Here is a 26,355-nt window from a genome sequence, read left to right on the forward strand (position 1 = left end):
CGCAGCATCAGGATTGCTCAAGGAGGAGCCCTCCATGTCCCGCATCGCCAGAACCGCCCCCGCCGGCCTCGCACTCGCGCTCGCCGTCACCCTCTCCGCCTGCGGCTCCTCCGGCGGAGATGTCGCCGCGGACGAGAAGCAGACGCTCACCGTCTGGGCCATGGGCGCCGAGGGCGAGAAGCTCGCAGAGGTGGCGAAGGTCTACCAGAAGGCCAACCCGAACATCACCGTCAAGGTGACTCCGGTCGGCTGGGACGTGGCCCACCAGAAGCTCGTCTCGGCCGCCGCTGCGGGCACGCTGCCCGACGTGGCGCAGATGGGCGGGAGCTACATGGGCGAGTTCGCCGAGCTGGGCGTGCTGGAGCCGGTCGACACCAAGGTCTTCGACAAGAAGGACTTCTTCCCGGCGGGCTGGGAGCAGGGCGAGGTGGACGGCACCGCGTACGGCGTGCCGTGGTACGTCGACACCCGGGTCCTCTACTACCGCACGGACCTGGCCGAGAAGGCGGGCGTGACCAAGGCCCCGGCGAACTGGAAGGAGCTCCAGGCGCTGGCCACCGCGTACCAGGAGAAGGCCGGTACGAAGTGGGGGCTGTCGATCCAGCCCAGCGGCCTGGACACCGTGCAGAACTTCTACTCCTTCCTCTACTCGGCCGGCGGCGAGATCGTCGACGACAAGGGCGAGGCGGTCATCGACAGCCCGCAGGCCGTGAAGGCACTGAAGGAGTACGGCTCCTACTTCGACAAGGGCCTCTCCAACAAGTCCGTGCAGCCCGGCTACGACGTGGTCAAGGACTTCGGCAACGACCGGGTCCCGATGTTCTTCGGCGGACCCTGGCACGTGACCCTCCTGAACGAGGGCCAGCCCCAGATCAAGGGCAAGTGGGCCATCGCCAACGTTCCGGCGGACGCCTCCTCCACCTCGATGGCGGGCGGCTCCTCGCTGGTGGTCTCCAAGGACAGTGAGCACAAGGCCGCGGCGACGGAGTTCATCGAGTACCTCACCGACACCGAGGGCCAGGCCGACTGGTACGAGCGGACGAAGGACCTGCCCGCCAACACCTCCGCGTGGGAGTCCGGCACGCTCGCCGACGACGCCGACCTCCAGGTTTTCAAGAAGCAGATGGACACCGCCAAGTCCTCGCCGTCGCTGGCTCAGTGGACCGAGATCACCGACAAGGTCGACCAGGCCATCGCCAGGGTGACCCAGGGCAAGGCTTCCGCCGAGGACGCGCTCAAGCAGGCGCAGTCCGAGATCGAAGGTCTCGTGAAGCAGTAGCCATGAGCACCACGACCGAGAAGGCAGCCGCGCGGCAGGTACCGCAGCCACCGTCCCCCGCGGCACCCGGGGGCCGCCGGGGCCGCAAGCACTCGATGGGCGTGCAGAACGCGGCGGGCTGGCTGTTCTCCACCCCGTTCCTCGTCCTGTTCACCGTCTTCATGGCGTTCCCGATCCTCGCCACCCTGGTGATGAGCTTCACGGACTTCGGGCTGCGCAATGTGACGCGCCCGTGGGAAGCGAACTTCATCGGGTTCGAGAACTACGTCAAGCTCTTCGGCGACGAGAAGTTCCTCAAATCCCTCTTCAACACCGGGTACTTCGTGGTCGTCGGTGTCCCGCTGACCATCGCGATCGGGCTGGTCACCGCCGTCCTGCTGAACAACGGCATCGACCGGGCGCGGACGTTCTTCCGGGTCGGCTTCTACGCCCCGGTGGTCACCACCATCGTCGCGGTGGCCGTCGTCTGGCGGTTCGTGCTCGACCCGAGCGACGGCCTGATCGCCGGCCTCTTCTCCGAAGTGGGCTGGACGGCACCGGACTTCCTCGGCTCCGAGAAGCTGGCGATGCCGTCGCTGATCGTGATGGCGGTGTGGCGGAACGTCGGAACGGTGATGGTTCTCTTCATCGCGGGCCTCCAGGCCGTACCCACCGAGGTGCGGGAGGCGGCGAAGCTAGACGGGGCGAGCGTCTGGCAGGAGTTCCGGGGTATCACGGTGCCCCTGCTGCGGCCGACGCTGCTCTACGCCACGGTGATCACGACGATCGGCTACCTCAACGTGTTCGAGGAGCCGTTCGTGATGACGCAGGGCGGGCCGTCCGACTCGACCCTGACGGTCTCGCTGAACATGTACCGCGAGGGGTTCAACTTCTTCCACATGGGCTACGCGAGCGCCATGGCATACGTCCTGTTCGTGGTGATCATGGGCATCACGGTGCTCCAGCTCCGACTGCTGAAGGACAACACGAAATGAGCGCCAACAGCAGCAACGCACCGGTCAAGCCTCTGAAGGCCCGGGCGCCGAAGAACCGGAGCACCGGCCGCCCCCTGGCCTACGTCCTGCTCTCCCTCGGCCTGCTGGTCATGTCGGCGCCCTTCCTCTGGATGGCGATCTCCGCCTTCAAGACGCAGAGCGAACTGTCGGCCAGCCCGCCGGTGTGGATCCCCACCGAGTGGACCCTGGAGAACTTCCGGCAGCTGCTCGACAAGCTGGACCTGCCGCTGTACTTCATGAACTCGGTGATCGTGGCGGTCCTGGTGACCGTCTCGAACCTGGTCTTCTGCTCGATGCTCGGCTACGCCCTGGCCAAGCTGAACTTCGTCGGCCGCAACAAGCTCTTCGGTCTGGTGCTCGGCGCGCTGATGGTGCCCGGCAACCTGATGCTGCTGCCGCTGTTCGTGCTGATGAGCAAGCTCCAGCTGATCGACACTTACGCGGGCCTGGTGCTGCCGTTCGCCGCCGGGGCCTTCGGGGTCTTCCTGATGCGGCAGTTCATGCAGTCGATCCCGGACGAGCTGCTGGAGGCGGCCCGGATGGACGGGGCGAGCGAGTGGTACATCTTCTGGCGGATCGTGATGCCGCTGGTGAAGCCCGCCCTCGCGACGCTCTCGATCTTCACGTTCCTGGGCTCCTGGAACAACTTCGTCTGGCCGCTGATCGCGACCAACGACCCCGACAAGTACACGCTCCCGGTCGCGCTGGCGACCTTCGCCACGGACCCCAACAAGGCCGGCGGATCGAACGGGATGCTGATGGCCGGGGCGTTCCTGGTCGTGCTCCCGGTGCTGGTCCTCTTCATCGCCCTGCAGCGGCACTTCACGCAGGGCATCGCCACGGCGGGCATGAAGTAGCCCCGCCTTCGGGCCTGTTCACGTACGAGGCCGCCGCACCCCACCCCGTAACGGACGACGGCGGCCACACCCCTCACCACCCACCAGAAAGACATGTCGCGATGACGAACACCCCTGCTCCCGTCCCGTTCCCCGAGGGTTTCCTCTGGGGCGCCTCCACGGCCGCGCACCAGATCGAGGGCAACAACACCAACAGCGACTGGTGGATCAAGGAGCACAGCACCGGCACCCACATCCAGGAGCCGAGCCTGGACGCCTGCGACAGCTACCACCGCTGGCCCGAGGACATGGACCTGCTCGCCTCGCTGGGCTTCACCGACTACCGCTTCTCCATCGAGTGGGCCCGGATCGAACCGGTCGAGGGCTCTTTCTCGCGCGCCGAACTCGCCCACTACCGGCGGATGGTGGAGGGCGCGATCGCCCGCGGCCTGCGTCCGATGGTGACGCTGCACCACTTCACGGTGCCGCAGTGGTTCGAGGCGCGCGGCGGCTGGACGGCCGAGGGGGCGACGGAGCTGTTCGCCCGTTACGTGGCGGCCTGCGCGCCGGTCATCTCCGAAGGCGTACGGCACGTCTGCACGATCAACGAGCCGAACATGATCGCCGTGATGGCGGGCCAGGCCAAGCGCGGTGACATCGGCTTCCCGCCCGCCGGCCTGCCCACCCCCGACGACGAGACGACCCAGGCGGTCATCGCCGCCCACCACGCGGCCGTCAAGGAGGTCCGGGCCCTGGACGCGGGCATCCGGGTCGGCTGGACCATCGCCAACCAGGTCTACCAGGCGCTCCCCGGAGCGGAGGACGTCACCGCCGCCTACCGCCACCCGCGCGAGGACGTCTTCATCGAGGCGGCGCGCGGCGACGACTGGATCGGTGTGCAGTCCTACACCCGTACGCGGATCGGCCCGGACGGCCCGATCCCGGCGGCCGACGACGTCGAGCGGACCCTGACGCAGTGGGAGTACTACCCGAGCGCGGTCGGCGAGGCGCTGCGCCACACGGCCGAGGTGGTCGGAGACGTCCCCCTGATCGTGACGGAGAACGGCATCGCCACCGCCGACGACTCCCGCCGCGCGGACTACTACGCGGGCGCGCTGAACGAGGTCGCCTCCGCGCTGGAGGACGGCATCGACATCCAGGGCTACCTGGCGTGGAGCGCCCTGGACAACTACGAGTGGGGTTCCTTCAAGCCGACGTTCGGCCTGATCGCGGTCGACCTGGAGACCTTCGGGCGCACGGCCCGCCCGTCGGCGCAGTGGCTGGGCTCACTCGGCCGCACCCGCGAACTCCCGCGCACGGCAGCCTGATCCACCCCTGAGGCTGCCCCCGATACGGGGAGCCACCTGACGGCTCCCTCCGGCTCGGGAGCCGGCGGCACCTGACGACCGCCGGCTCCCGGGCCGCCCGCGCAGGACCGGCACGCCCGTCCCACGCACCCATCCGAGATCACGACTCATCTCATCCCCTCCCCCTTCTGCCACCAGGAGCCGGACCGATGGACCGTCGCACGTTTCTCACCGCCGCAGGGACCGGGGCCGCGGCCCTGTCGCTCGGAGCCGTAACCGCCCCGTCCGCGCATGCCGCCACCCCGGCCGACCCACGCCTCCTGCACCACTGGTTCCGCGACACGTACCGCTCGCTGACAGCGATGACGACGGACTTCGGCCTGGTCACCGACAAGATCGACCTGAGCGCCCCCGGAGCCCCCGCCCAGTCGGTCCAGACCTCGCCCACCAACATCGGCTGCGGCCTCTGGTCGACGGTGGCCGCGGCGGGTCTCGGGGTGATCGGCGAGGGAGCGATGCTCCGGTCCCTGACCCGTACGGTCGCGGCCGTGGAGAAGCTGGAGCGCCACCACGGCTTCTGGCTCAACTGGTATGACGCACAAGACGGTTCGGTGCTCACCGAATGGCCGGGTACGGGCGACCCGGTGCGCCCGTTCCTGTCCTCGGTGGACAACGCGTGGCTGGTGACGGGTCTACGGATAGCCGCCGACGCGGCACCGACGCTACGCGCCCGTATCGAACGCATCCTGGCGACGGCGGACTGGTCGTACTTCTACACGCCGTACGACCCGGCGGACCCGGTAGCGGGCCCCGGCCAGCTGCGCGGCGGAATCTGGACGGACACGGACGAACCCACCCCGCACCACTACGGGGCACTCAACACCGAACCACGCATGGCCAGTTACCTGGGCATAGCCGACGGATCGCTCCCAGGCGACCACTACTGGCACTTGCTGCGGACGATGCTGCCGGAACACGAGCAGGAGCAGAGCCCCGGCGGCGGATACGTCACGGTCGACGGCGTACGGGTATGGAACGGCCACTACACCCACCGCGGCCGCAAGGTGGTCCCCACCTGGGGCGGCTCGATGTTCGAGGCGCTGATGGTGCCGCTGTTCGTGCCGGAGCCGCAGTGGTCGCCGCGCGCGTGGGGCCTGACCCACCACCGCTACGTACGGGCACAGATCGACCACGGCCTGCGGGAGGCGGGGTACGGCTACTGGGGCTTCTCGCCCTCCAACGTTCCGGAGGGCGGATACCAGGAGTACGGGGTCGACGCCCTCGGCATGGCGGTCGACGGCTACGCCTCCAACACGGACCGCACGCACACGACCGACGGCGAACCGCTCCCCCCGCCCTCGGCGTTCACCAACGGAGTGGTCACCCCGCACGCCTCGTTCCTGGCCCTGCCGTACGCGGGCCGCGAGGCGGTGGCCAACCTGCGCGCCCTGGACCGGGACTTCGGCACCTACGAGGAGGGGCTCGGCTTCCGGGACTCGGTGAACGTGTCCACGGGCCGGGTCAGCGACTTCATGCTCGCCCTCGACCAGGGGATGGTCATCGCGGCACTGGCCCAGCAACTGCGCCCGGGCCTGCTCCAGCGCCCGTTCCGCACGGGCGGGTTCAGGGCTCGGGTGCGGCCGCTGCTGGAAAGGGAGCGGTTCTCGATCTGAGGCACTGATGCCCCGCCAACCTCAACTGGTGGGGCATCAGGTCCGCTCCGGCAACGATGGCCGGCAGCCCGTCAGCCAAGCAGACGATTACGCATCGTCAGGTACAGCCCAGCTTCCTGAATCCTCGAATTCCTCACAGCCATCATGCTCGAACCGAATAGTCCCATCGAAAGGCGACGCCGAGTTCGCACATGCACCGTAGTCCGATCCGAGTGCCCCGGAGAGCGGGATCCAGAAGCGGCACCCGCCACACTGTTCGTCGTACCAGGATTCCTGATACCCGGGATCGTCCGTGCGGCGATTCCTGTTCTCGACCCATCGAGAATGGATCTCGTCGAGTTCACCAGCTCTGCACAACGTGGCCCTTACCTCGCAACCCTTCCCTGCCCCGTTCGACGTGAGTCGACTAAAGATCATACGGGTAGAGCTGAACTTCGGGAGCGCGGAAGGAAATGAGACTCTCCACGAGAAGCTCCGACCTCCGATTCGTAATTTCAATCAGGAGGATGTCCGACCCCACTCTGATCTCTACAACCGAATCATCACCATCATCGAATCGGACGACTGAACCCACGATTAGGGCGGCAGGCGCTACCCCGGCGACCTCCGACAGAGAAGTAACACCCGCCGAGACCAGAGCCCATTCTGCGACCTCTTCTGGAACTTCGATCTCTACATCAAATTTCTCCAGGTGAGCGGGGTCCCGCCCCATCCAGCGGCCGGACACGACGCCAGACTCGCACCTGAACCGCACGATTCCCTGCGAAGGGTCCAAGACCTGCAGAACTTTCACTCTCATCATTTCACCCCCAAGGGAAGTTTCGCCGACGGCCTACCTCTGGAGGCTCCTGGCCTTTACCGACCGGCGCAGTGCTGACCTTGCCTTCCACCAGAGCCGAGGGGCGCTGGAGGTGCCACAGTTCGCGGGGACCTCATTGTCAGGCCAAGGTGGCCGGACCAGGACAGCTGGAAGCCTTCTACGCGTTCGACGATTCCCAGGTAGCGGTGGAAACCCTGACGGCCGAGGTGAACATCACGGCACCCAGCGAGGTCCACACCTACCTGAGGGCGTTCGCGGAGCTGTCCCGCATAACCGTTCACGAAGCGCCCGCACGCAGCCTCATGGCCAAGGCCATTGACTCCGCTCTCCCCTAGCCTTCGCGAGCCGTGCCCCTCAACCCACGATGGACCGTACGGTGTGGCCCCTCACCGAGCACGCCCATACGGCGCCGGACCCGGCACGGGTGGCGTGCAGCCCGACGTGGTGGTCGGGGCAGAGCGGCCGGACGAGGCGGTCCCGGTCAGCGAGAAGGCACTGCAACCCTCCACGGCCTGTGCCGGCGTGGCTGAAAGTCGCGGACCGGCCTTGTCTCAGGTGTGATCTCCGTTACCTTTGGCGAGATCGACTGGAGGACCGCATGACTCGAGGCTGGGAAGCCGACCCCACGTCACCCCTGGTGCGTCGCCTGGGCAGATCGCCCGCGGAGCTCGGGACCACGGGGGGCGAGCAAGGGTGCCCGGACATCTGGGAGTTGGAGAACGGTGACATCGCCGTCGTAGGCCTTGATCTGACCGACTCCTACCTGACGCGCCTGCCCCCGGGGCTCGCTGTCGGCCCGGACGAGCGGATCGTCGTCATCCCCCGCCGGACGGCCGCCGCGGCGAAGGCGGACCTCCCCGATGCGTAGCCCAAAGCCTGACGGCCCCGGACGGCGTCTCGAACTCGACGACTACATGGAGGACTTCGGCCGCTACTTCTGGGATTGCGGTCCTGAGGGATTCTGGAAGCTCGAACGCCAGCAGACCTTCCAGGAACCCGGGGTGGAGAGCTGGGAAGCGTTCCACCGCGGGAACTGGGGAGAGGCTCTTTCCCTGCTTGAGGGACAGCGGGGGCATTACGAGTCGTACTTCCGGCGCATCAGCGGATGCGGGTTCGCACTCCACCGCGTCCGCTGCGTGGAGGAGCCCCTCTCCCCGTACCTCCAGTGGGAACTGCACCTGCTGCGTCTGAAGGCGGAGTACGGAGAGCGGACCCGCGTGCTCCGCAAGGACACGTTCCGCCGCTACGAGGCGCGCGGAACGCTGCCGGAGATCGTCGTCCTCGGTTCCTCGGTGATGTACGAGGTGCTCTATGACGACGAGGGGAAGCTCGCCGGCGGCATCCGCTTCGACGACCCGCATGACATCTCCGACGCTCGACTGGCGATCCAGGAGATGCATGAGTACGGCGAGCCTCTGGGCGACTTCTTCAGTGAGCGCGTCGCCCCGCTGCCTCCTCCGGATGTGGCCCGGGAGCAGGTGTAGAGGCCGCATATGCGCATCATCCTGATCTCCTACTCCGCGCAGGGGTTCGCTCTCCTGCATGACGTCTGCGCGCAGGCAGGGCACACTCCCGTCGCCTATCTGCACGCGCGGTCACTGCTTCCGGGCGGGCCGGTGCGCAGCGGTGCGGGAGATGTCGTGGGAGAGATCGTCGACGCGTTGCCGGACGGAATGGATCTCCTGATCCCTGGCCGGAAGAGCATGCTGCCGCACATCATCGAGGGGTACGGGGCCGATCTCATCGTCTGCTACGGCTTTCCCTGGAAGCTGCCTCCGGCGGTCCTCCGGGCGACGAGACGGGGTGCCATCAATGTGCACACGTCGATGCTGCCGAAGTACCGAGGCCCTATTCCGGTCAACTGGGCCATCAGGAACGGCGACAGGGAGATCGGTGTCAGCGTCCACTGGATGGAGAGCACATTCGACTCCGGAGGGATCCTGGCCCAGGAGGCGGGGATCACGCTCGGCGACGATGTCGTCCCCCGCTTGCTGTGGGAAGAGGTCGACCGGTACATCGAGCGGCTTCTGCCTCTCGCGCTCTCACGGGCCGTCGCCGGTTCCCCCGGCATTCCGCAGGAGGAGGCGTCCGCCACGTACGCGGGGTGGATGGAGCCCGAGTTCTCGCGGATCGAGTGGAGTTCCGGCAGGGAGGACGTCCACAACCAGGTGCGTGCCTTCAGGTTCGGCAGTTCGGGAAGGTCCGGTCCGGTGGCCGTGGTGGACGGCCACCGGCTGCGGGTTCTGCGGACCTCACTGGCGCCGGCGAACGGAGTCGAGGTGATGTGCGGGGACGGGCCGGTGTGGATCACCGAGTCCGTACCGGTGGCGGACTCCGACGCCTGAACCGGCGCCGGAGCCCCGCCCGTCACACCGCGTCGGGTGGTGCCGCCTCGGCCAGGGAACGCCGGTAGCGCGCGAGCTTCTCCCGGATCGCCGTCGTCCATGGGTGCTCAGGACCGAGTACCCGCTCGCGCCATTCCCTGACGGCCTCCGCCTGCTCGATCGCCTCCCGGTACTCACCGACCGCGTGGAGGACATTGCTCAGCAGGCTTCGCGCAGCCAACGTGATCGGGTACTCCGTTCCGAAGCGCCGCTCGTGTGCCGCCAGCGCGCGGCGGGCCGACGGCAGTGCTTCGGAGTGCTGTCCGGTGTTGAGCAGAGCTCCCGCGCAGTTGAGCTCTGCCGACAGTGTGATCGCGTGATCTGCCCCGAGTTCACGGCGGCAGTCGGCGACCAGGCCCGGTCCGGCCGGTGCCTCGCGGTCCAGATCCGGTCCCGGAGGCAGTTCGAGCAGGCATGCCCTGGCCTCCAGCGTCAGGGGGTGCCACGGACCCAGCTGTGCATGTCGCCCGGCCACCGTCCGGTGCATCAGCCGCACCGCTTCCGCCGGCTGACCGAGCCAGGTCAGCGGACGGGACAGATGGAGGCAGGTGGTCAGGGTGTCGAGCGCCTGGGGCCCGCAGATCCTCTCAAGGTCGTCGAGCAGCCCCCGGTGCAGCTGCGCCGCCTCTTCGAGGCGCCCCAGCCGGTCGGTCGCCTTCCCGATCCGCTGCCTCAGCCGCAGCACGAGAACGTGATCGTCACCCAGCCGCCGTCGCGCGAGGTCCGCCGCTTGTTCGGCCGTGGCCAGCGCGGAGGTGTAGTCGCCCGAACGGTGCTGGGCCGTCACCAGACGCAGTGCGCAGTCGGCGGCGCTCTCGGCGGTGCCGACCCCGGTCTCGGGCCAGGTGATCACGCGGCGAAGCAGCGCCAGGGCGTGCGGGGCAAGGGCGGCGGGCCGACTGTCACGCAAGCCGCGTTCGGGCGACGGCGGCAGGGAGCGCAGCAGGAGTCCGGCCGCCGCGGCTGCGAGTCCGTCGCGTTCACCGGCCGGGGTGACGCGCGCGACGCTGTCGAGCAGCACCCCATGCGTGCGCAGGCAGCGGTTGTCGCCGGGCACGAGTTCGGTGAGCGAGCGGTCGAGCAGTCCCCGGAGCGCCAGTTCCACCCGCTCGGCGGGCAGCGGCAGGTCGAGCCGGGCATCGGCCAGCAGGGACAGGGGTAAGGGGTCGTTCGACCAGCAGGCCAGCAGGTGTAACAGGGTGACGGCCTCGGGCAGGTTCTGCGCGGTCAGGGAGTCCAGCGAGAGCTGCCATGTTCCGCTCACCAGGTGGCGCGAGTCGTTGCCCCCGCCCGGGGCACCCTGATCGATGAGCTCGATGGGATCCGCAAGGTCCCGCAGACGACGCCCGTACTCCTCCATGGTCCAGGGTGCGATCACCTGGTGGGCCAGGAACCCCCCGGCCAGGGTCAGAGCGAGCGGCAGGCGGCCGAGACGGTCGGCGACGGCGGCTGCGTCCGCGTCCGAACCTGCGCCGGGGGCCAGATCGCACAGGACCTGGGCCGCCTCCGCGCGCGGCAGGACACCTACGTGCAGCAGCTCGGCCGCGGGCCACCAGTGGCCGGCTGCCTGCCGTGTGGTCACGAGGACGATTCCGCGCGGGCTGGTGCGCACCCATCCGCCGTCTCTCAGGACCGCCGGGTCGTCGGCGTTGTCCAGGACCAGCAGCCACGGCAGGTCGGACCGGTCGAGGTAGTTCCAGACCAGGTCGGCGGCTGCGCGCAGTCCGTTGCGCGCGGCCATCAGCTCACCGTCCCTGGCACCGCGGTCGGCGGCCACCGCGAGCATCCCGCCCCGCAGGGATGCCTGGTCCGAGGCGTTGACCCACAGGCCCACACGTCCGAGTTCCCTGGTGGCGTGGTCGAAGAGCGCGCACGCCACGGCCGTTTTGCCGCATCCCCCCAGACCGTGCAGGACGAACACGGTGTTTCCGGCCCCCTCGGACACCGCTTCCCGCAGGCGTCCGACCAGCTCGCTGCGATCCCTGAGGATCGCCGGGGCCCGGCCGATGGGTGGATGACGTATCGAATCCGGGCCGGTCCAGGCGGCCCCGTGATGGTGGTGCTCGACGATGTGCTGGTCGCCGGAAGCCTGGTAGACGCGGCCCTGGTCGCTGGCCCGGCCGTCGTTGTGGCCCGTCACGGCTGGTCGATCATGAGGTCCCGGCCGGCCTGGTAGACGCGTGAACTGCCGGAGGCGGTGGCCCGTTGGGTGACGGTCACGGCGGCTGGTGCGTCGGGCGCCAGCTCGGTCAGCAGGGCGCGCAGCTCGGCCGCCAGCTCGGGGTGGGCGACGAGAAGGCGGCGGACGCGGCCTCGCCACTCCAGCGCGACCTCGCGCTCGGCCTCCTCGTCACCGTCGGACCGCGCGTCCAGGAGATCCCGTCGTGAGGTGTCGAGTTGAGCGGCGACCTGCTCCTCATCGTCCGGCCGTACGCGTCGCCACAGCGCGAGCACTCCGTTCCGCGCACCGCTCCACGCGTCGGTGGCCAGCAGCGTCGCGATCGTCGTCCCAGCGGTGCCTGCAAGCAGGGCGATTTCCGAGTCCATCCTCGGCCTCCCTCGATCCGGTCCGGGCTACAACTCTAGGGAGCCGGAGCAGGGTCGGTACACCGCGCCGATGAAGGCGCCCCGCATACCCCTCAGTGCGCCGCGAGCCTCTCCACCAGACCGATCCCCCGCGCCAGCAACTCCCGCTCCTCCGGAGTCAGTTCCGACTCGATCGCCCGCGCGAGCCAGTCCGTCCTGCGTCCCCGCTCCTCCTCCAGCAGCGCCTGCCCGGCGGTGGAGAGTTCGACCAGGCTCTTGCGGCCGTCGGTCGGGTGTGCGCGGCGGGTGATCAGGCCCTGGTCCATGAGCAGGCCGACTGCCCGGGCCATGGACTGTGGGCGCACCCGCTGGTCGGCCGCCAGTTCGCTGGTGGTCATCGCACCGCTGCGGTCCAGGGCGCCGAGAACGGCCACCTGGCCGAGCGGCATCTGGTCCTCAAGCTTCACGCGGCGCGTGAGCTTGCCCATCGCGGTGCGCAGTTCGGCCGCGATGGCGGTGGATTCCGGAAGGGACATACCGAATTTTAACGCGGGCGGGGCGGGCAGCCGCACGGCCGCACAGCGAGACCGCCAGCAGAACTGACCAGCACAACTACGCAGCGCCACTGCACAGCGCAACTGTACAGCGCCACTGTACAGCGCAACTGTACAGCCAAGCTAAACAGCACAACTGAACAGCACTGCTGTAGGGTCGACGGAGCCGGGTCCAGCGCCACCGTCGCCGCAGCCGAACCCGGCGAACGCATGCGACAACGGGAAAGGCATCCCATGACCGCCATCACCTCCGTCACCGGCCGCACCGTCCTCGACAGCAGGGGCAACCCCACCGTCGAAGTGGATGTGGAGCTGGCCGACGGATCCATCGGCCGGGCCGCAGTCCCCTCCGGCGCCTCCACCGGCGCCCGCGAAGCCGTCGAACTCCGCGACGGCGACCCCGCCCGCTGGCACGGCAAGGGCGTCGACCAGGCCGTACGCAACGTGAATACGGAGCTGGCCGCCGCCGTCACCGGGCGCGAGGCCGAGGACCAGGCCGGCCTCGACGCCGCCCTCGTCGCCACGGACGGCACCCCCACCAAGTCCCGGCTCGGCGCCAACGCGATCCTCGGGGTCTCCCTGGCCACCGCCAAGGCCGCGGCCGCCGCGCACCGCCTGCCGCTCTACCGCTACCTCGGCGGCTCCGACGCCCGGCTGCTGCCCGTACCGATGATGAACATCGTCAACGGGGGCGCGCACGCCGACAATCCCCTGGACTTCCAGGAGTTCATGATCGCCCCGATCGGCGCGGAGACCTTCGCCGAGGCCGTACGGATGGGGTCGGAGGTCTTCCACACCCTGCGCCGCGACCTCCTCGCCGCCGGGCACTCCACGGGCGTCGGCGACGAGGGCGGCTTCGCGCCCGCCCTCCGCACCGCCGAGGAGGCCCTCGACTTCGTCGTGGCCGCCGTCGAGCGCACCGGCTACCGGCCGGGCACGGACATCGGCCTGGTCATGGACCCCGCCACGTCCGAGTTCTTCCGCGACGGTGTCTACGACTACACCGGGGAGGGTGTACGCCGCTCGCCCGCCGGACAGGTCGACTACCTGGTCAAGTTGATCGACACCTACCCCATCGTGTCGATCGAGGACCCCATGGCCGAGGACGACCTGCCGGGGTGGCGGGACCTGACCGCACGGGTCGGTTCACGCTGCCAGCTCACCGGCGACGACGTGTTCTGCACGAACGAGACCATCCTGCGCGAGGGCATCAGCTCCGGCGTCGCCAACTCGGTCCTGGTGAAGGTCAACCAGATCGGCACGCTCACCGAAGCCCTGGCCACGGTCGGCACCGCTCACCGGGCCGGCTACACCGTCGTCATGTCGCACAGGTCGGGAGAGACCGAGGACACGACCATCGCGGACCTGGCGGTGGCCACGGGCTGCGGCCAGATCAAGACCGGGTCGCTGTCCCGGTCCGACCGCACCGCCAAGTACAACCAACTCATCCGCATCGAGGAGGAGTTGGGCGACAGCGCCCGGTACGCGGGGGCGGAGGCGCTGCGGGTCGGCACGGCCGCCTGACCGCCCTCCCCGAAGCAGGCCGCCGGCCGGCCCGGGGGCCACACACCCGGGCCGGCCGTCGGCGGAGCGGGCGGCGGGCCGACCCGGGTGTACCGGGCCCGGCCGACGCCGGACCCGGGGCGCACCGGGCGCGGCGCCGGCCGGGCGCGGCGCGTGAAATCAGTTGCCGATGCCCGAGCTGCCCACGCCCGTGTTGCCGATGCCGGAGCTGCCGATGCCCGTGTTGCCGAGACCCGAGTTCCCCAGGCCCCAGTTGCCGGCACCGGCGTTGCCCAGACCCTCGTTGGCCACACCGGCGTTGCCCAGGCCGCCGTTGGCGATGCCCGCGTTGCCCAGACCCCAGTTGGCGATACCGGCGTTGCCGATGCCGTCGTTGAAGGCGCCCGCGTTGCCGATGCCGTCGTTGAAGACGCCCGAGTTCCCGATGCCCGAGTTCCCGATGCCTGAGTTGCCCAAGCCGTCGGCACTGGCCGTGCCCGCGCCGCAGATGGCCAGAGCGGCCGCGGCACCGAGCGCCGTCGTCACGCGGATCAGGGTAGTGCGCATCGTTGCATACCTCCTATTTGGGAATTCTTGCTCGCTATCCCTAGCACGCTGCCAGGCCGGATACGGCGGGATGACTGCCTGAAGCCGCCGTGTCGCCCAGAGGTCTCGTCCGACGGTGGCAGGGCACGGGCCGCCGGGCCCGGGAAACGCGCTCACGGCCGGAAGCGGTCCCCTACGGCCCGTCCAGCGGGTCGGGCCGGGGTGCCGCAGGGTCCGCCGGCCACCCGTCGACGACCGCCGCCACCGCTTCGAGTGTGGGGTCCAGGACGTCCCAGTCGTGCGCGGAGGGGTGCCCGGCGAACAGCCCGCACGCGTCCTCGCTCCGCGCGTCGATGGCGGTGCACCAGGCCAGCCCCGCCAGCCTGGCCCGGTTCTCGTTCCACCGCACCCAGATGCCCTCGCGGTTCGCGTCGTCGTCCCACAGCAGGGTCGCGTGGTCCTCTTCGTGGTCGTCACCGAGTTCGCACAGGACGTACCCGGCCTGGGGCAGGTGCCCGGGGGCGGCAAGCCGGACGACGTGATCCGGGGGCGGTAACAGGGCCACGGCAGTGCACTGGTTCATGGGGCGGAAAACCTCCGGTTGCCGTCAAGGCTCGTCGGTGTCGGTGTTGGTGTCGGGCCCGCCGCGCTCGGTGATCAGTTCGCCGAGCGGGTCGGTCACGGAGAACGAGTGCGGGCCGGGATGGTGGTCGAAATACGCGCACAGGGTGACGGTCCGCGTGACCAGGTCGCGGAGGACGGCGGGGCACAGCCGCACGACGTCGAGCCGGTGGACGCGGTGGGCGCCGGTCCCCGCCCAGAACAGCCACAGGTCCCGGTCGTCCACGGTCTCGGCCGCCCACACATGCGCGGCGTGCTCGACCGAATCGTCGTGCTCGCCCAGCTCACAGAGCAGGAACTCGTCCTGCGCGAGGACCTCGGGCGGGTGCTCGGGGCCGCCTTCCATGGTGGCGAGCGCGAGGAGCGCTTCGTAGTACGGAACATCGGTTACGGCGGTGCACTGCAGCACGGCGTCAGATCTCTTCCCTGCGGTGCCGGGGCGGTACGAAGCCCTCGGCCGCGGTCTCCGAGTACAGGGGCGGCGGGTGGGCGGACCCGACCGGCCACCCGGCCAGGGTGACCCGCAGCCCGACGACGGGGTCGACCACCGTGAGCAGGGCGGGGTGGCCGGACTCCAGGGTGCATATGGCCTCGTCCTGCCGCTCCTCGTCACCGGCCCACGCCCGCAGCTCTTCCGGGGCGTCGGAGCCGTGGAAGGTGACCGGGCGGACGTCCCGCGCCCGGAGCCACGGCGAGCCGGGCGGCAGGTGCCGCCCGTGGCCGTCCGCCAGCCGCAGCGCCTGCCTGCGGAGCCACCGGAGGACGAGCCGGCGATGGGGTACGGCGATCCCGCCGAGCCAGACCGTGCGCCCGCCGCCGGTCGCGGTGACGGCCGCGATGTAATCCAGGTCCCTCATGCGGACCGCCCCCGAACCCTCAGGCGGCGCAAGGGGGTTGGTGGCTCGGGCGCTCTCACAGCACTTCCCCCCGGCTTCGGGCGTTGAGGCGTGCGGTGCGGGCGCGCAGTTGCTCTATGAGCAGGGCAGGGCGTACGTGACGGGGCTCAGCCTCCCACTCGCGCCCGCCGCCCACGGGGCGGAGGGACCAGTAGATGCCGGCCACCCCCCGGAACTCGCCCACCCGGTCGGCGCGGCTGGTGTCGACCATGAGGGTGCCGAGGGCGGGGAGTTCCGGGAGGCCAGGCGGCTCCTGGGTATTCGGACGCGCGTTCTCGCCGTACACCGATAGTTCCTCTCCGTAGCTGAATGACTACCGGGGTGGCTCAGCGTGGCCTAGCGTTGAATCGCCTTCAACGTTGCAGGGGTGGAGAGAACGTTGGTAAACCTCAAGGACTTGAACCCGGACGCCGGCCCGGAAGCGGCCTACGGCGCACGCCTACGCAGTGCGCGCGAGGAGCGGGGCTGGAAACAGGACGACCTCGCCGGGCGGATCGGGTACACCGGACGCCATGTCTCCGGGGTGGAAACTTGTCACAAATCCCCAACTCGCAAATTCTCGATTGCCGTTGACGTCGCACTGGGGTTCGTGGGATCGGCGGAGTCGTTCGAGCGCGAGTGGCGGAAGATCAAGCACGGGGTGCTGTTGCAGGGCTTCCCCGAGTACCTGGCCCTGGAGGGCCGGGCGGCGGAGATCAGGCTGTTCGAGGTGGGCGTCATTCCCGGCCTGCTGCAGACGCGGGAGTACGCGCAGGCGCTGGCCGACGGAGCGGTCGACCGAGGGGTCATCACCCGTGAACAGGCCGATGAACGGGTCGCGTTCCTCATGGCGCGTCAAGCTGCTTTGATGCGGGACGTACCGCCCGTGCTGATCGCCGTGCTGGACGAGAGCTGCATCCTCCGGCCGGTCGGCGGCCCGGACGTCATGGAGGCGCAGTTGCAGTACCTGATCGACTTCGCCGCCCAGCCCCACACCACGCTCCAGATCGCCCCGTACAGCATCGGCGAGCGTCGGCCCTTCAACCGGTCGGTGAACCTGCTGACCCTCCAGGACCGGTCCGTGGTCTCCTACGTCGAGTCCGAGACGCAGGGACACTTGGACCGTGAACTCGGCTCCGTCATCCCGATGGTGAGGGCCTACCATCAGTTGCAGAACGTGTCTCTGTCGCAGACAGATTCCGTGGACGTGATCCACCAGCATCGGAAGGGCACCCCGTGACGACCGAAACGACGACCCAGCAGTGGGTCAAGTCCTCCTACAGCGACAACGGTGGCACCTGCGTCGAGTGGGCCCCGCACACCGCGTCCACCACCGGCATCGTCCCCGTACGCGACTCGAAGAACACGACCGGCCCGGTGCTCAGCATCCCCGCCGCCGCGTTCTCCGCCTTCGTGGCGGGCGTCCGGGCCGGAGACCTCGGCACCGTCTGACCGACCCGTCGGCCGGTCGGCCGCATCCCGCCCCACCGCGCCGAGTGCGGTGGGGCGTTCTGCCGTCCGGGGCCGGGTCCAGGTCCGGGTCCAGGTCCGGGTCCAGGTCCGGGTCCAGGTCCGGGTTCGGGTCCGGGCGAGCGGCGGTCAGCCGAAGTTGTTGACGGCGAGGCCGTTGGTCAGGGACGTGACGCCGCTCTGAACGCCGTCGACCTTGACGGTCTGGCCCGACACGTGTTTCACGTACACACGCAGGAGGAAGTTCCGCGTTCCGCAGGCCGGGTCGATCGGGATGTCGGTCAGCCAGGAGTAGCCGACCGCGTGGTGCGCGTCGTCGGTGATGGTCCGGCGCGCGGTCGTGCTGTGGGTGCGGCAGGCGTGGCCGCTCATGGAGAGCTGGATGAACTCGAAGCGGGCGTCCACGACCGCGTTCTTCCCTCGCGGGTGGGACTGCATGGCCTCGGCGCAGGACGCGGTGCCGTGGTAGCACGTGGTCAGTTCCAGGTTGGCCTGCGCGGAGACGCTGACCGCGTCCGGGTGCGCCTCCCACTTGCGGGACGGGGTTCCGTCGTCGTAGAAGACCCAGGCGTCCCGGCGAGCCGGACCGGAACCGACGTACGTGCACGCGCCCGTGGGGTCGGCGCTCTCGCAGGCGGGGTTCTGCCACCAGCCGGCACCGACCTGGTCGATGTCGTCCGCCTCCAGCCAGGTCTTGTCGGCGACGGCGGTCAGGTGGTAGCTGCCGGTCAGCGACGAGTAGGCCGTGCCCTGGAGCACGCAGGTGTAGGCGCCGGCCGCCGGGGCGGTGAAGAGCAGGTCCGCGAAGAGCGGCAGATGGCCCGGGGCGGCGTAGGTGACGGTGTCGCTGCCCTCGTGGTTACGGGCCGACGCGGCGACCACGGGCACGGTCGCGCCCGATGCGTCGAGGCATCGGATGCGCTGGGTCAGGCCGACGATCCCGGTCGTCGTGCTGGTCGCCTCCAGCCGGGCCCGCAGGTGGCGCTTCTCCCCCTCGGCCAGGGTCATCGTCCGCCGTACGAGGTCGACCGTCACGCCTCGGGGGATGACGGTGTCCACGGCCAAGGCGGTACGGGTGGTACTGCCCGCCCCCGCCGGGGCCACTCCTGCTCCGGCCGGTCCTGCTCCGGCCGCTCGGGCGGGCGGCGCGGCGGGCCACAGCGCCACCAGCAGCACCAGCCCCAGAGCGACTGTGAGCGCTCCGCGCGCGGCTCTGCCTGTTCTTCTCCTGCTGCCCATGTGCTCTGTCCCCACCCCTGTTCCGGTCCCCGACGTGCGGCGCGCCCGTCGGACACGGACGCGCGGTGCGACCCTACTGGTGCGCCCGGTGCGCCGAATCCCCGCAGGTCCTGGAACTCCCCGCACGTTCCCCGTACGCGGCGAAGCGGAACGGGTGCCATCCCTCGTGACGGTCAGGACGGGCCGGGACTACGCACCAGGGGCCGGGGTTCACCCAGGCGACCATGGACCGCGCCACGGGCCGGGACCGGCACCCGACCGGGGGTACCGCCCGTTCCTCGAAGGGACACCGATGCGCGGAAGACGGCCTCACGCCCTCCTGTTGCTCACACTCACCGCCCTGCTGGCCCTCTCGCTCAGCACCGCGCCGACCGCCGCCCACGCCACCACTCCGCAGGACCGGGGGACGGCGCTGCCGATCGCGTACCACTGCGATCTCGCGGTGGACCAGCTGCACCAGCGCGTGTTCATCTCCGACTACATGAGCGGCACCGTCCTGGTCGCCGACTACCGGGGCCGCCTGATCGGCACCATCAAGAACCTGCCCGGCGTCTGCGACCTGGAGCCGTCCGCCGACTCCCGCACCGTCTACGCACCGCTCGCTCTCGGCGACGCCATCAGCGTCATCGACACCGGTACCGCCCGGCAGCGCGCACGCCACGCCACCGGGGCCGGAACCGTGCCGTTCCATGTCGCGCTGATCGGCCGGACCCTGTTCTTCGGGTACGGGGAGGACGCGGAAGCGAGCATCGGCTCACTCACCCTCGGCACCACGCCCCCGCGCGTCCGTCTGGGGCTGGTCCCCGAGGGCGACTTCAACGGGGCGCCGCTCATGGTGACCTCCCCCGCCGTGCCGGGCAGGCCAGTCGCCGGGGACCAGCGGACGACCCCGGGGGACATCGGGGTCTACGACGTCTCCGGGACGGGACTCGTACAGCGCGCCTGGGTGCGTGAGCCGGGCGGCAGCTCGTCCTTCAACGACCTGGGCCTCTCCCCGGACGGCAAGACGCTGCTGACCGCGTCCGGCGCGCCCTACCACCACCCCTCCTTCCGGCTGCCGGACATGAAGGAGGGGCACATCTACCCGAGCACGACCTAGCCCAACGCCGTCGCGGTCTCCTCGCGCGGCGACTTCGCGGCCGGGGTGAACAGCACCGAGCCGGAACCGGACATCCTCCTGTACCGGCTCGGTGCCGCTTCCCCGTATCGCACGGTGTCCCTCGCCCCCGCCACCGGCTACAACAACGGCGTGCTGCGGCCGCGCGGTGTCGCGTGGTCCCCGGACGGGACCCGCCTGTTCGCGATCAGCGAGCACAACGACGAGGATCATCTGCGGCTCGTGGTCATTCCGTCAGCCCACAAGCCGGTGTCCGGCTGAGCCCTCCGCCCCGCCGCGCCGAGCGCGCGGTGGGGCGGCCGCTCCGGGAACGTCCAGGGCGTGGCAGGTTCCGGACAGCCGACCCGCTCCGATGCTGCGCAGGCACACCATCGGAGTCCGGCAGACTTGCAGAAAGTTGTCATGCCCTTGACTATCCAAGCCCCCGTCAACAGGATCGGAAGCCCCACGGCAGACCGACTCGACGACGAAGAGGTACAGCCTCATGCGATCACGCCCCACCGGATTCCTCCTCGCGACGCTCGCAGGCGCGGTTCTCGCACTCGGCGGCACCTCCGCCGCATCCGCGTCCCCGGACACCGCCACCGCCACCACGGCCCCCGCGTCCACGGCGTCCGGGGACGTCGGAACGGCCGACGCCTGCTACACCTGGAGCGGCACCCTCCAGCAGGGTTCCAGCGGTGAAGCGGTACGCCAGCTTCAGATCCGCGTCGCGGGCTACCCGGGCACCGGAAACCAGATCGCCATCGACGGCGCGTTCGGCCCGGCCACGAAGGCGGCCGTGCAGCGCTTCCAGTCGGCGTACGGGCTGGCCGCCGACGGCATCGCGGGCGCCCAGACGTTCAACAAGATCTACCAGCTGCAGGACACCGACTGCACCCCGGTCAACTTCACCTACGCCGAGCTCAACCGCTGCAACTCCGACTGGTCCGGGGGCAAGGTCAACGCCGCCACCGCCCGCGCCAACGCCCTGGTGACCATGTGGAAGCTCCAGGCCATGCGGCACGCCATGGGTGACCGGCCCATCACCGTCAACGGCGGCTTCCGCAGCGTGTCCTGCAACAGCGCCGTCGGCGGCGCCGCCAACAGCCGCCACATGTACGGGCACGCGGCGGACCTCGGCGCCGGGCCCCAGGGCTTCTGCGCCCTCGCCCAGGCAGCGCGCAACCACGGCTTCACCGAGATCCTCGGCCCGGGCTACCCCGGCCACAACGACCACACCCACGTCGCCGGGGGCAGCGGCCGCTTCTGGTCCGCGCCCAGCTGCGGCATCTGACACCCGGCGGGGCGGGGGCGCGGATCAGCCGGGATCAGCCGGTACCGGCCTCCAGCAGCAGCTCCGCCAGTTCGCCCGGCACGGTGACCATGCAGTCGTGACCGCTGCGCACCTCCCGTACCCGCGACGGAGCCCCGTGGGGCTGCGCCGCGGGTACGGGCCGGCGCGTGACGCCCTCCGGCTCGCTGCCCACGCAGTGGATGTACGTACGGGGGATCGCGGCCGCCACCGGATCGCCCAGGCGGACCGGCCGCGAGGTCGAGCAGGTGCTGGGTGTGGGGCATGACGTCGAGGACGCTCTCACCGTCGGCCGGGACCATCGCGTCGACGAAGGCCAGACCGGTGACCCGCTCCGGGAGCCGGTCGGCGACGGCGGCTACGACCATCCCGGCATAGCTGTGGCCGACCAGCACCACGTCGGTGAGGTTCTCCTCGCCGAGAAGACCGACGACATCGGCGATATGGGTGTCGAGCCCCACGTCCGGGCCGAGCAGGTGCGTCTTCTCGCCGTGGCCGGTGAGCGAGGGGGCGGACACCCGGTGCCCGGCCCGGGTCAGGAAGGGCGCGAGCCGGTACCAGACGCGGCCGTCGTCCTGTTCGCGCTCAGCCGCGGTCCGTGCCGGCACGGCGAACTCGTCGACCTCGTCGGCGGCGTCTCCCGCAAGGTGCTGACCCAGACCCTGCGCAAGCTCCAGGGCTACGGCCTGGTCGAGCGCCGCGCGTACGCCGAAGCGCCGCCCCGGGTCGAGTGCCGCCTCACCGAGCTCGGCACGACCCTGGCCGAGCCCATCGCCGTACTGACGGACTGGGCGCGGTCGCACGGCGAGGCCATCGTCAGCTTCCAGGCGGAGGAGGAGGAGGACGACCGCCCGGGGAGCCCACCGAGTGAAGGAGCGCTCCCGGCAAGCCGCATGACGACGGGTCAGCTACGTGCGACTCATTGACAGTCGGGTGTCCCCCTGCCAACGTCTCGACTGACGGCGGCAGTTCCCGGACCCGGGCCCCAAGGGTCCCAGGGTCCACCGCGCACACCTCCCCCACCCCCGCGCCTCCCTCCCCCACAGCTCCGCCGCCGTCAAGTGGGAGCGCTCCCAGAGAAGGGCCGCACTCGTGAGAAGACTCCTTCGTACGCTCGCCGCCTCGGCGTTCGCCTGCCTGCTCCTCCCCCTCGGTGCCGGGCCGGGCAACGCCGCCACCCCCGCCACCACCGCCGCCGCCCTGGCCGACCCGATCGGCATGACCAGCGGTTTCTACACCGACCCCCACTCCAATCCCGCCGTCTGGGCCGCCGCGAACCCCGGCGACGGGCGCGCCGCCGCCATCCGCGACAACATCGCGTCCCGCCCCATGGCCCGGTGGTTCGGCGCCTGGAGCGGGGACATCGGGGCCGCAGTCGGCTCCTACGTGGGCGCCGCGGACGCCGCCGACAAGCTGCCCGTGCTGATCGCGTACAACATCCCCGGCCGCGACGCCTGCGGCGGGCACTCCGGCGGTGGCGCCGGGAACCCGGCCGCGTACCGGGCCTGGATCTCCGCCTTCGCCTCCGCCATCGGCTCACGGCCCGCACTGGTGGTGATCGAGCCCGATTCACTGGGCGACTTCAGCTGCCTGAGCCAGGCCCAGATCAACGAGCGCAACGCGATGCTCAGGGGCGCCCTCGCCGAGTTCCGTAACCGCGCACCCAACACCTGGACCTACCTGGACGCCGGGAACCCGGCCTGGATCAGCGCCGCCACCATGGCCCAGCACCTCGAAGGCGCCGGTGCCCGCGAGGCGCACGGCTTCTCGCTGAACATCTCCAACTACTTCACCACGGGCGAGAACACCGCCTACGGCAACGCCATCAGCTCGGCGCTGTCCGCGTCCTACGGCTACACGAAGCCGTACGTCATCGACACCAGCCGCAACGGCAACGGCTCCAACGGTGAGTGGTGCAACCCCGGCGGGCGCCGGATCGGAGCCGGCAGCCAGACGGGCGGCGGGGCCGAGATGCTGCTGTGGCTGAAGACCCCCGGGGAGTCCGACGGCAACTGCGGGGTCGGCGGCGGATCGGCGGCCGGGCAGTTCCTCCCGGAGGTCGCGTACAAGATGATCTTCGGGTACTGAGGAGGCGTGGGGCGGGCGGGCCTTGCGGGCCTTGCGGGCCGCAGAAGAAATTTTTGGCGGCCATGTCGAGAACCCGCGTCCCGCTCCGTCTCCCCGGTGAACGCGACCACAATGGGTCGTCCCGCACCGAGGAGAACCCCATGGCCAAGTACCTGCTGCTCAAGCACTACCGCGGCGCTCCCGAGGCCGTCAACGGGGTGCCCATGGACCGGTGGACGCCCGAGGAGATCTCGGCGCACATCCAGTACATGAACGACTTCGCCGGCCGGCTGGAGAAGACCGGGGAGTACGTCGACGGGCAGGCGCTCGCACCCGAGGGCGCGTGGGTCCGGTACGACGGGGAGGGGCGTCCGCCGGTCACCGACGGGCCGTTCGCCGAGACCAAGGACCTGATCGCCGGGTGGATGATCATCGACGTCGACACGTACGAACGCGCCGTCGAGCTGGCCGGGGAGCTGTCGGCCGCTCCGGGCGCGGGCGGGAAGCCGATCCACGAGTGGCTGGAGCTGCGGCCGTTCCTGACCGCGCCGCCCACCATCTCGGAGTGACACACCGATGGACGAGCTGCTGCTCCGGAGCATCGTTCCGGGCGTGCTCGGGGTCCTCGTCCGCCGCGGAGCCGGTTTCGCGGCGGCCGAGGACGCCGTACAGGACGCGCTGGTCGAAGCGGTCCGCGTCTGGCCCGCCGATCCGCCGCGCGACCCGAAGGCGTGGCTGGTCACCGTGGCCTGGCGGCGGTTCCTCGACGCGACGCGCGCCGAAACCGCCCGGCGGCGGCGGGAGGACCTCATGGAGGAGGCACCCACGCCCGGGCCCGCGCCCGGAACCGACGACACGCTCCAGCTCTACTTTCTCTGCGCCCACCCCTCCCTGGCGCCCTCGTCCGCCGTCGCGCTCACCCTGCGGGCCGTCGGCGGGCTGACCACACGCCAGATCGCCCAGGCCTACCTGGTGCCCGAGGCGACCATGGCGCAGCGGATCAGCCGGGCGAAGCGCACGGTGTCCGGCGTGCGGTTCGACCGGCCCGGCGATGTCTCCACCGTGCTGCGCGTCCTCTACCTGGTCTTCAACGAGGGGTACTCCGGCGATCTCGACCTCTCCGCCGAGGCCATCCGGCTCACCCGACGGCTCGCGGCCGCGATCGACCACCCCGAGGTGGCGGGGCTGCTCGCCCTCATGCTGCTCCACCACGCCCGGCGCGCCGCCCGGACCGCGCCCGACGGCAGCCTGGTGCCGCTCGCCGAGCAGGACCGGGGGCAGTGGGACACCGCCTCGATCGCCGAGGGGGTCCGGATCCTTCAGGCGGCGCTCGCCCGCGACCGGCTGGGCGAGTACCAGGCCCAGGCCGCCGTCGCCGCGCTGCACGCGGACGCGCCGACCGCCGAGGAGACCGACTGGGTGCAGATCGTCGAGTGGTACGACGAGCTCGTGGGGCTGACCGGCAGTCCGGTCGTCCGGCTCAACCGGGCGGTGGCCGCAGGTGAGGCGGACGGGCCCCGGGCCGGGCTCGCGGCCCTCGCGGAGCTGGACGACACGCTGCCCCGGTACGCGGCGGTGGCCGCGTACCTCCACGAACGCGACGGCGACCTGCGGACGGCGGCACGGCTGTACGCCGAAGCCGCCCGCAAGGCCCCGAACCTCGCCGAACGCGACCACCTGACCCGCCGGGCCGCCCGCCTCAACGCCCGGGAGGAGTAGGGGACGGCGTCAGAGTCACTGGCTTCTCGTCCCGTCCGTCACCCGCTCCAGCCGGTAGAGGTCGGCCACGCACCCGCCGGGCCAGTACCTGGCGCCTCCCTGGCTGAACGGCTCCAGCATGCCGCTGATGACGAGCCGTTCGTACGGCATCACCCGCTCACCGCCCGCCGCCCCCTGCCGCAGCCGCCGGTCCTGGGCGTCCCACTTCTCCGCCCGGGCCCGCATATTGCTGTCCAGGTTGAGCAGCGAGACGGCCGGGCCGAAGCAGACCAGCACGCAGAGCGCGGCGCACACGGCCTTCACCGGGGCCGTTCGGCGTACGTGCTGCCGCACGGCGAGGCCCAGGAGCGCCCCGGCCGCGACGAGGAGGACCACGTACAGCAGGAGGTAGTCGTTCCAGAGCCGGTTGGCGCTCGGGGCGCTCACCCGGTCCCGGAACACCGGGTAGGCGATCACCGTGCACAGGTAACCCGAGACGAGCAGCGTGAGCGGGGCGGTCCAGGCCAGGAGGGGCCAGTGGGCCGGTGGGCGGGGGGCGCGGCCGTCGCGGCGGCCGCAGAGCAGGCCGAGGATTACGCCGACCGCTACCGCGCCGACGTACTGCCAGGTCGTGACCACCGTGACGGTGATCTCCGCGAAGCCTCGGAGCGAGGCGGCGAGCGAGTCGGGGGCGAGGAGGGACGTGGTCTCGGCCGCGAACCGCTCCCGGCGGTGGAGGGAGCCGGGTGAGGTGATGAGGACGAGGCCGCCCGCCACCGTTCCGGCGATGCCCGCCGCGCACCACAGGCGGACGAACCCCCGGGCGGGGGCGGGGACCGCCCGGCCGCTCAGGAGCAGCGTGGCCAGCAGCACCAGCACCACCACGATCGCCGTCTCCTCCGAGAGGGTGGCGAGGAAGGCGCCCGCGAGCAGGGCGACGGCCAGGGCGGTTCCCCGGCCCCGGCGGGTGCGGGCGAGCAGCAGCGGGATCAGGGCGGCGCAGGCCAGGACCGGCGGCAGGGTGTGGGAGACGGAGGCGGCGGGCCAGTAGAACGTCTTGTACGTGTTCGGCGTGACGAACAGGAAAAGCGCGGTCATCATCGCCGCGACCAGCAGCGGCAGCCCGCGCGGCACCGTGATGCCGCCCCGGCGCAGCGCCAGGACGGTCACCGCCCAGAGGACCGCCAGCACCGGCACCCCGCTGACCAGGGGCAACCACTGGTGTCCGGCGACCTGGAACTTCGCGTAGGCGCCGACCAGCAGGGCGTTGGCCACGCGTCCGTTGTCGTCGAAGTAGAACTTGCCCACCAGGCCCGTGATGCCGTTGTCCCGTACGGCGGGGAGGAAGCACCAGTCGTCGGCACCGGGCCGCACCCACCGGCCGAACCAGGACGCGGCGGCGAGCAGGGCGAGGGGCGGAAGTGCGAGGGCGCTCACCCAGAGCGCGGTCGCCGGCCGTGCGCCCGGTTCCCGCACGTCCCGTGGGATCCGGTCCCCGGGCGTCGGCTCGTCCGGCACGGCGGTTTCCGGCGGGGTCCCGGTCATCAGGTC

31 protein-coding genes and 1 pseudogene are annotated in these 26,355 nt (G+C 70.6%); 19 read left to right on the forward strand and 13 right to left on the reverse strand.

From position 1 onward, the window contains the following. Positions 1–34 precede the first annotated feature (34 nt). The 5 genes from ACK8N7_RS11660 (at position 35) to ACK8N7_RS11680 (ending at position 6,090) form a co-directional block, all read left to right on the forward strand. Complete coding sequence (locus ACK8N7_RS11660; protein ID WP_500442161.1) at positions 35–1,279, forward strand: sugar ABC transporter substrate-binding protein; 1,245 nt, start codon at positions 35–37, stop codon at positions 1,277–1,279. A 2-nt stretch (positions 1,280–1,281) separates the two neighbouring features. Then, a complete protein-coding gene (locus ACK8N7_RS11665) occupies positions 1,282–2,253 on the forward strand; it encodes a carbohydrate ABC transporter permease (RefSeq protein WP_403209386.1) in 972 nt (323 codons plus the stop codon). Further along, positions 2,250–3,131, forward strand: a complete 882-nt coding sequence (locus ACK8N7_RS11670) for a carbohydrate ABC transporter permease (protein WP_500442163.1) — start codon at positions 2,250–2,252, stop codon at positions 3,129–3,131. Before ACK8N7_RS11665 ends, ACK8N7_RS11670 begins: the two co-directional genes overlap by 4 nt. Positions 3,132–3,232: 101 nt before the next feature. After that, the gene (locus ACK8N7_RS11675) at positions 3,233–4,438 is read left to right on the forward strand and encodes a glycoside hydrolase family 1 protein (RefSeq protein ID WP_403209382.1); all 1,206 of its coding nucleotides are present in this window, start codon (positions 3,233–3,235) and stop codon (positions 4,436–4,438) included. 188 nt (positions 4,439–4,626) lie between these two features. After that, positions 4,627–6,090 (forward strand): glucoamylase family protein, encoded by a 1,464-nt coding sequence (locus ACK8N7_RS11680; protein WP_500442165.1) that lies wholly within the window; start codon positions 4,627–4,629, stop codon positions 6,088–6,090. Positions 6,091–6,177: 87 nt separating this feature from the next. Here the strand turns inward: ACK8N7_RS11680 and ACK8N7_RS11685 are convergent, their stop codons facing one another. Continuing rightward, the gene (locus tag ACK8N7_RS11685; protein ID WP_403209379.1) at positions 6,178–6,507 is read right to left on the reverse strand and encodes a DUF3027 domain-containing protein; all 330 of its coding nucleotides are present in this window, start codon (positions 6,505–6,507) and stop codon (positions 6,178–6,180) included. Beyond that, entirely contained in the window at positions 6,497–6,883 is a 387-nt protein-coding gene (locus tag ACK8N7_RS11690) for a hypothetical protein (protein ID WP_403209377.1), read from the reverse strand. The genes ACK8N7_RS11685 and ACK8N7_RS11690 overlap by 11 nt, the downstream gene beginning before the upstream one ends. 155 nt (positions 6,884–7,038) lie before the next feature. Here ACK8N7_RS11690 and ACK8N7_RS11695 point away from each other — a divergent pair, with 155 nt between their 5' ends. The 4 genes from ACK8N7_RS11695 to ACK8N7_RS11710 all read left to right on the forward strand — a co-directional run bounded on the left by ACK8N7_RS11695 (position 7,039) and on the right by ACK8N7_RS11710 (position 9,255). Further along, a complete protein-coding gene (locus ACK8N7_RS11695) occupies positions 7,039–7,245 on the forward strand; it encodes a hypothetical protein (RefSeq protein WP_403209375.1) in 207 nt (68 codons plus the stop codon). Between the two features lie 263 nt (positions 7,246–7,508). Then, entirely contained in the window at positions 7,509–7,778 is a 270-nt protein-coding gene (locus ACK8N7_RS11700; protein ID WP_403209373.1) for a hypothetical protein, read from the forward strand. Then, positions 7,771–8,394, forward strand: coding sequence for a DUF6879 family protein (locus ACK8N7_RS11705; protein ID WP_403209371.1), 624 nt, complete (start codon positions 7,771–7,773; stop codon positions 8,392–8,394). Before ACK8N7_RS11700 ends, ACK8N7_RS11705 begins: the two co-directional genes overlap by 8 nt. A 9-nt stretch (positions 8,395–8,403) precedes the next feature. Then, the gene (locus ACK8N7_RS11710; RefSeq protein WP_500442168.1) at positions 8,404–9,255 is read left to right on the forward strand and encodes a methionyl-tRNA formyltransferase; all 852 of its coding nucleotides are present in this window, start codon (positions 8,404–8,406) and stop codon (positions 9,253–9,255) included. A gap of 22 nt (positions 9,256–9,277) precedes the next feature. Here the strand turns inward: ACK8N7_RS11710 and ACK8N7_RS11715 are convergent, their stop codons facing one another. The 3 genes from ACK8N7_RS11715 to ACK8N7_RS11725 all read right to left on the reverse strand — a co-directional run bounded on the left by ACK8N7_RS11715 (position 9,278) and on the right by ACK8N7_RS11725 (position 12,356). Then, positions 9,278–11,434: a tetratricopeptide repeat protein gene (locus ACK8N7_RS11715; RefSeq protein ID WP_403209368.1), complete on the reverse strand. Its 2,157-nt coding sequence runs from the start codon at positions 11,432–11,434 to the stop codon at positions 9,278–9,280. Continuing rightward, complete coding sequence (locus tag ACK8N7_RS11720; protein WP_403209366.1) at positions 11,431–11,841, reverse strand: hypothetical protein; 411 nt, start codon at positions 11,839–11,841, stop codon at positions 11,431–11,433. Before ACK8N7_RS11720 ends, ACK8N7_RS11715 begins: the two co-directional genes overlap by 4 nt. A gap of 92 nt (positions 11,842–11,933) precedes the next feature. Beyond that, positions 11,934–12,356: a MarR family winged helix-turn-helix transcriptional regulator gene (locus ACK8N7_RS11725; protein ID WP_403209365.1), complete on the reverse strand. Its 423-nt coding sequence runs from the start codon at positions 12,354–12,356 to the stop codon at positions 11,934–11,936. 252 nt (positions 12,357–12,608) lie between these two features. On the opposite strand from ACK8N7_RS11725, the gene eno reads away from it, so the two are divergent. Continuing rightward, positions 12,609–13,898: a phosphopyruvate hydratase gene (gene eno / locus ACK8N7_RS11730; protein ID WP_500442171.1), complete on the forward strand. Its 1,290-nt coding sequence runs from the start codon at positions 12,609–12,611 to the stop codon at positions 13,896–13,898. Between the two features lie 159 nt (positions 13,899–14,057). Here eno and ACK8N7_RS11735 read toward each other — a convergent pair whose 3' ends face one another. The 5 genes from ACK8N7_RS11735 to ACK8N7_RS11755 all read right to left on the reverse strand — a co-directional run bounded on the left by ACK8N7_RS11735 (position 14,058) and on the right by ACK8N7_RS11755 (position 16,226). Continuing rightward, positions 14,058–14,444 (reverse strand): hypothetical protein, encoded by a 387-nt coding sequence (locus ACK8N7_RS11735; protein ID WP_403209360.1) that lies wholly within the window; start codon positions 14,442–14,444, stop codon positions 14,058–14,060. Positions 14,445–14,616: 172 nt separating this feature from the next. Further along, a complete protein-coding gene (locus tag ACK8N7_RS11740) occupies positions 14,617–15,006 on the reverse strand; it encodes a hypothetical protein (protein WP_403209359.1) in 390 nt (129 codons plus the stop codon). Between the two features lie 24 nt (positions 15,007–15,030). Beyond that, positions 15,031–15,453 carry a hypothetical protein gene (locus ACK8N7_RS11745; protein ID WP_500442173.1) on the reverse strand — a complete coding sequence of 141 codons (423 nt, stop codon included), beginning with the start codon at positions 15,451–15,453 and terminating at the stop codon, positions 15,031–15,033. 4 nt (positions 15,454–15,457) lie between these two features. Continuing rightward, positions 15,458–15,901 (reverse strand): hypothetical protein, encoded by a 444-nt coding sequence (locus ACK8N7_RS11750; protein ID WP_500442175.1) that lies wholly within the window; start codon positions 15,899–15,901, stop codon positions 15,458–15,460. 55 nt (positions 15,902–15,956) lie between these two features. Further along, positions 15,957–16,226, reverse strand: a complete 270-nt coding sequence (locus ACK8N7_RS11755; protein ID WP_403209353.1) for a hypothetical protein — start codon at positions 16,224–16,226, stop codon at positions 15,957–15,959. A gap of 93 nt (positions 16,227–16,319) precedes the next feature. On the opposite strand from ACK8N7_RS11755, the gene ACK8N7_RS11760 reads away from it, so the two are divergent. Then, positions 16,320–17,159 (forward strand): helix-turn-helix domain-containing protein, encoded by an 840-nt coding sequence (locus ACK8N7_RS11760; RefSeq protein WP_403210064.1) that lies wholly within the window; start codon positions 16,320–16,322, stop codon positions 17,157–17,159. Beyond that, a complete protein-coding gene (locus ACK8N7_RS11765) occupies positions 17,156–17,371 on the forward strand; it encodes a DUF397 domain-containing protein (protein ID WP_403209351.1) in 216 nt (71 codons plus the stop codon). The genes ACK8N7_RS11760 and ACK8N7_RS11765 overlap by 4 nt, the downstream gene beginning before the upstream one ends. Before the next feature lie 147 nt (positions 17,372–17,518). Here the strand turns inward: ACK8N7_RS11765 and ACK8N7_RS11770 are convergent, their stop codons facing one another. Continuing rightward, positions 17,519–18,628, reverse strand: coding sequence for a hypothetical protein (locus ACK8N7_RS11770; protein WP_403209350.1), 1,110 nt, complete (start codon positions 18,626–18,628; stop codon positions 17,519–17,521). Positions 18,629–18,950: 322 nt separating this feature from the next. Here ACK8N7_RS11770 and ACK8N7_RS11775 point away from each other — a divergent pair, with 322 nt between their 5' ends. The 3 genes from ACK8N7_RS11775 to ACK8N7_RS11785 all read left to right on the forward strand — a co-directional run bounded on the left by ACK8N7_RS11775 (position 18,951) and on the right by ACK8N7_RS11785 (position 21,021). Further along, a complete protein-coding gene (locus ACK8N7_RS11775) occupies positions 18,951–19,727 on the forward strand; it encodes a YncE family protein (protein WP_500442177.1) in 777 nt (258 codons plus the stop codon). A gap of 45 nt (positions 19,728–19,772) precedes the next feature. Then, on the forward strand, positions 19,773–20,006 hold the full coding sequence (locus ACK8N7_RS11780) for a hypothetical protein (protein ID WP_403209346.1): 234 nt from the start codon (positions 19,773–19,775) through the stop codon (positions 20,004–20,006). A gap of 223 nt (positions 20,007–20,229) precedes the next feature. Next, a complete protein-coding gene (locus ACK8N7_RS11785) occupies positions 20,230–21,021 on the forward strand; it encodes a D-Ala-D-Ala carboxypeptidase family metallohydrolase (protein WP_403209344.1) in 792 nt (263 codons plus the stop codon). A 34-nt stretch (positions 21,022–21,055) separates the two neighbouring features. On the opposite strand, the pseudogene ACK8N7_RS11790 reads toward ACK8N7_RS11785, so the two are convergent. Beyond that, a pseudogene (locus ACK8N7_RS11790) lies at positions 21,056–21,647 on the reverse strand (alpha/beta fold hydrolase). Here ACK8N7_RS11790 and ACK8N7_RS11795 point away from each other — a divergent pair. The 4 genes from ACK8N7_RS11795 (at position 21,561) to ACK8N7_RS11810 (ending at position 24,825) form a co-directional block, all read left to right on the forward strand. Continuing rightward, a complete protein-coding gene (locus tag ACK8N7_RS11795) occupies positions 21,561–21,965 on the forward strand; it encodes a winged helix-turn-helix transcriptional regulator (protein ID WP_500442180.1) in 405 nt (134 codons plus the stop codon). The pseudogene ACK8N7_RS11790 and the gene ACK8N7_RS11795 sit on opposite strands and share 87 nt — an antisense overlap. 166 nt (positions 21,966–22,131) lie before the next feature. Beyond that, positions 22,132–23,127, forward strand: a complete 996-nt coding sequence (locus tag ACK8N7_RS11800) for a glycoside hydrolase family 6 protein (RefSeq protein WP_500442181.1) — start codon at positions 22,132–22,134, stop codon at positions 23,125–23,127. A gap of 140 nt (positions 23,128–23,267) precedes the next feature. Further along, the gene (locus tag ACK8N7_RS11805; protein WP_403209338.1) at positions 23,268–23,675 is read left to right on the forward strand and encodes a YciI family protein; all 408 of its coding nucleotides are present in this window, start codon (positions 23,268–23,270) and stop codon (positions 23,673–23,675) included. 7 nt (positions 23,676–23,682) lie between these two features. After that, the gene (locus ACK8N7_RS11810; protein ID WP_500442183.1) at positions 23,683–24,825 is read left to right on the forward strand and encodes an RNA polymerase sigma factor; all 1,143 of its coding nucleotides are present in this window, start codon (positions 23,683–23,685) and stop codon (positions 24,823–24,825) included. Between the two features lie 15 nt (positions 24,826–24,840). Here the strand turns inward: ACK8N7_RS11810 and ACK8N7_RS11815 are convergent, their stop codons facing one another. Next, positions 24,841–26,349: a DUF6056 family protein gene (locus ACK8N7_RS11815; RefSeq protein WP_500442185.1), complete on the reverse strand. Its 1,509-nt coding sequence runs from the start codon at positions 26,347–26,349 to the stop codon at positions 24,841–24,843. Between the last annotated feature and the right edge of the window lie 6 nt (positions 26,350–26,355).

It is taken from the genome of Streptomyces griseobrunneus (assembly GCF_046713465.1).
Classification (GTDB): domain Bacteria; phylum Actinomycetota; class Actinomycetes; order Streptomycetales; family Streptomycetaceae; genus Streptomyces; species Streptomyces microflavus.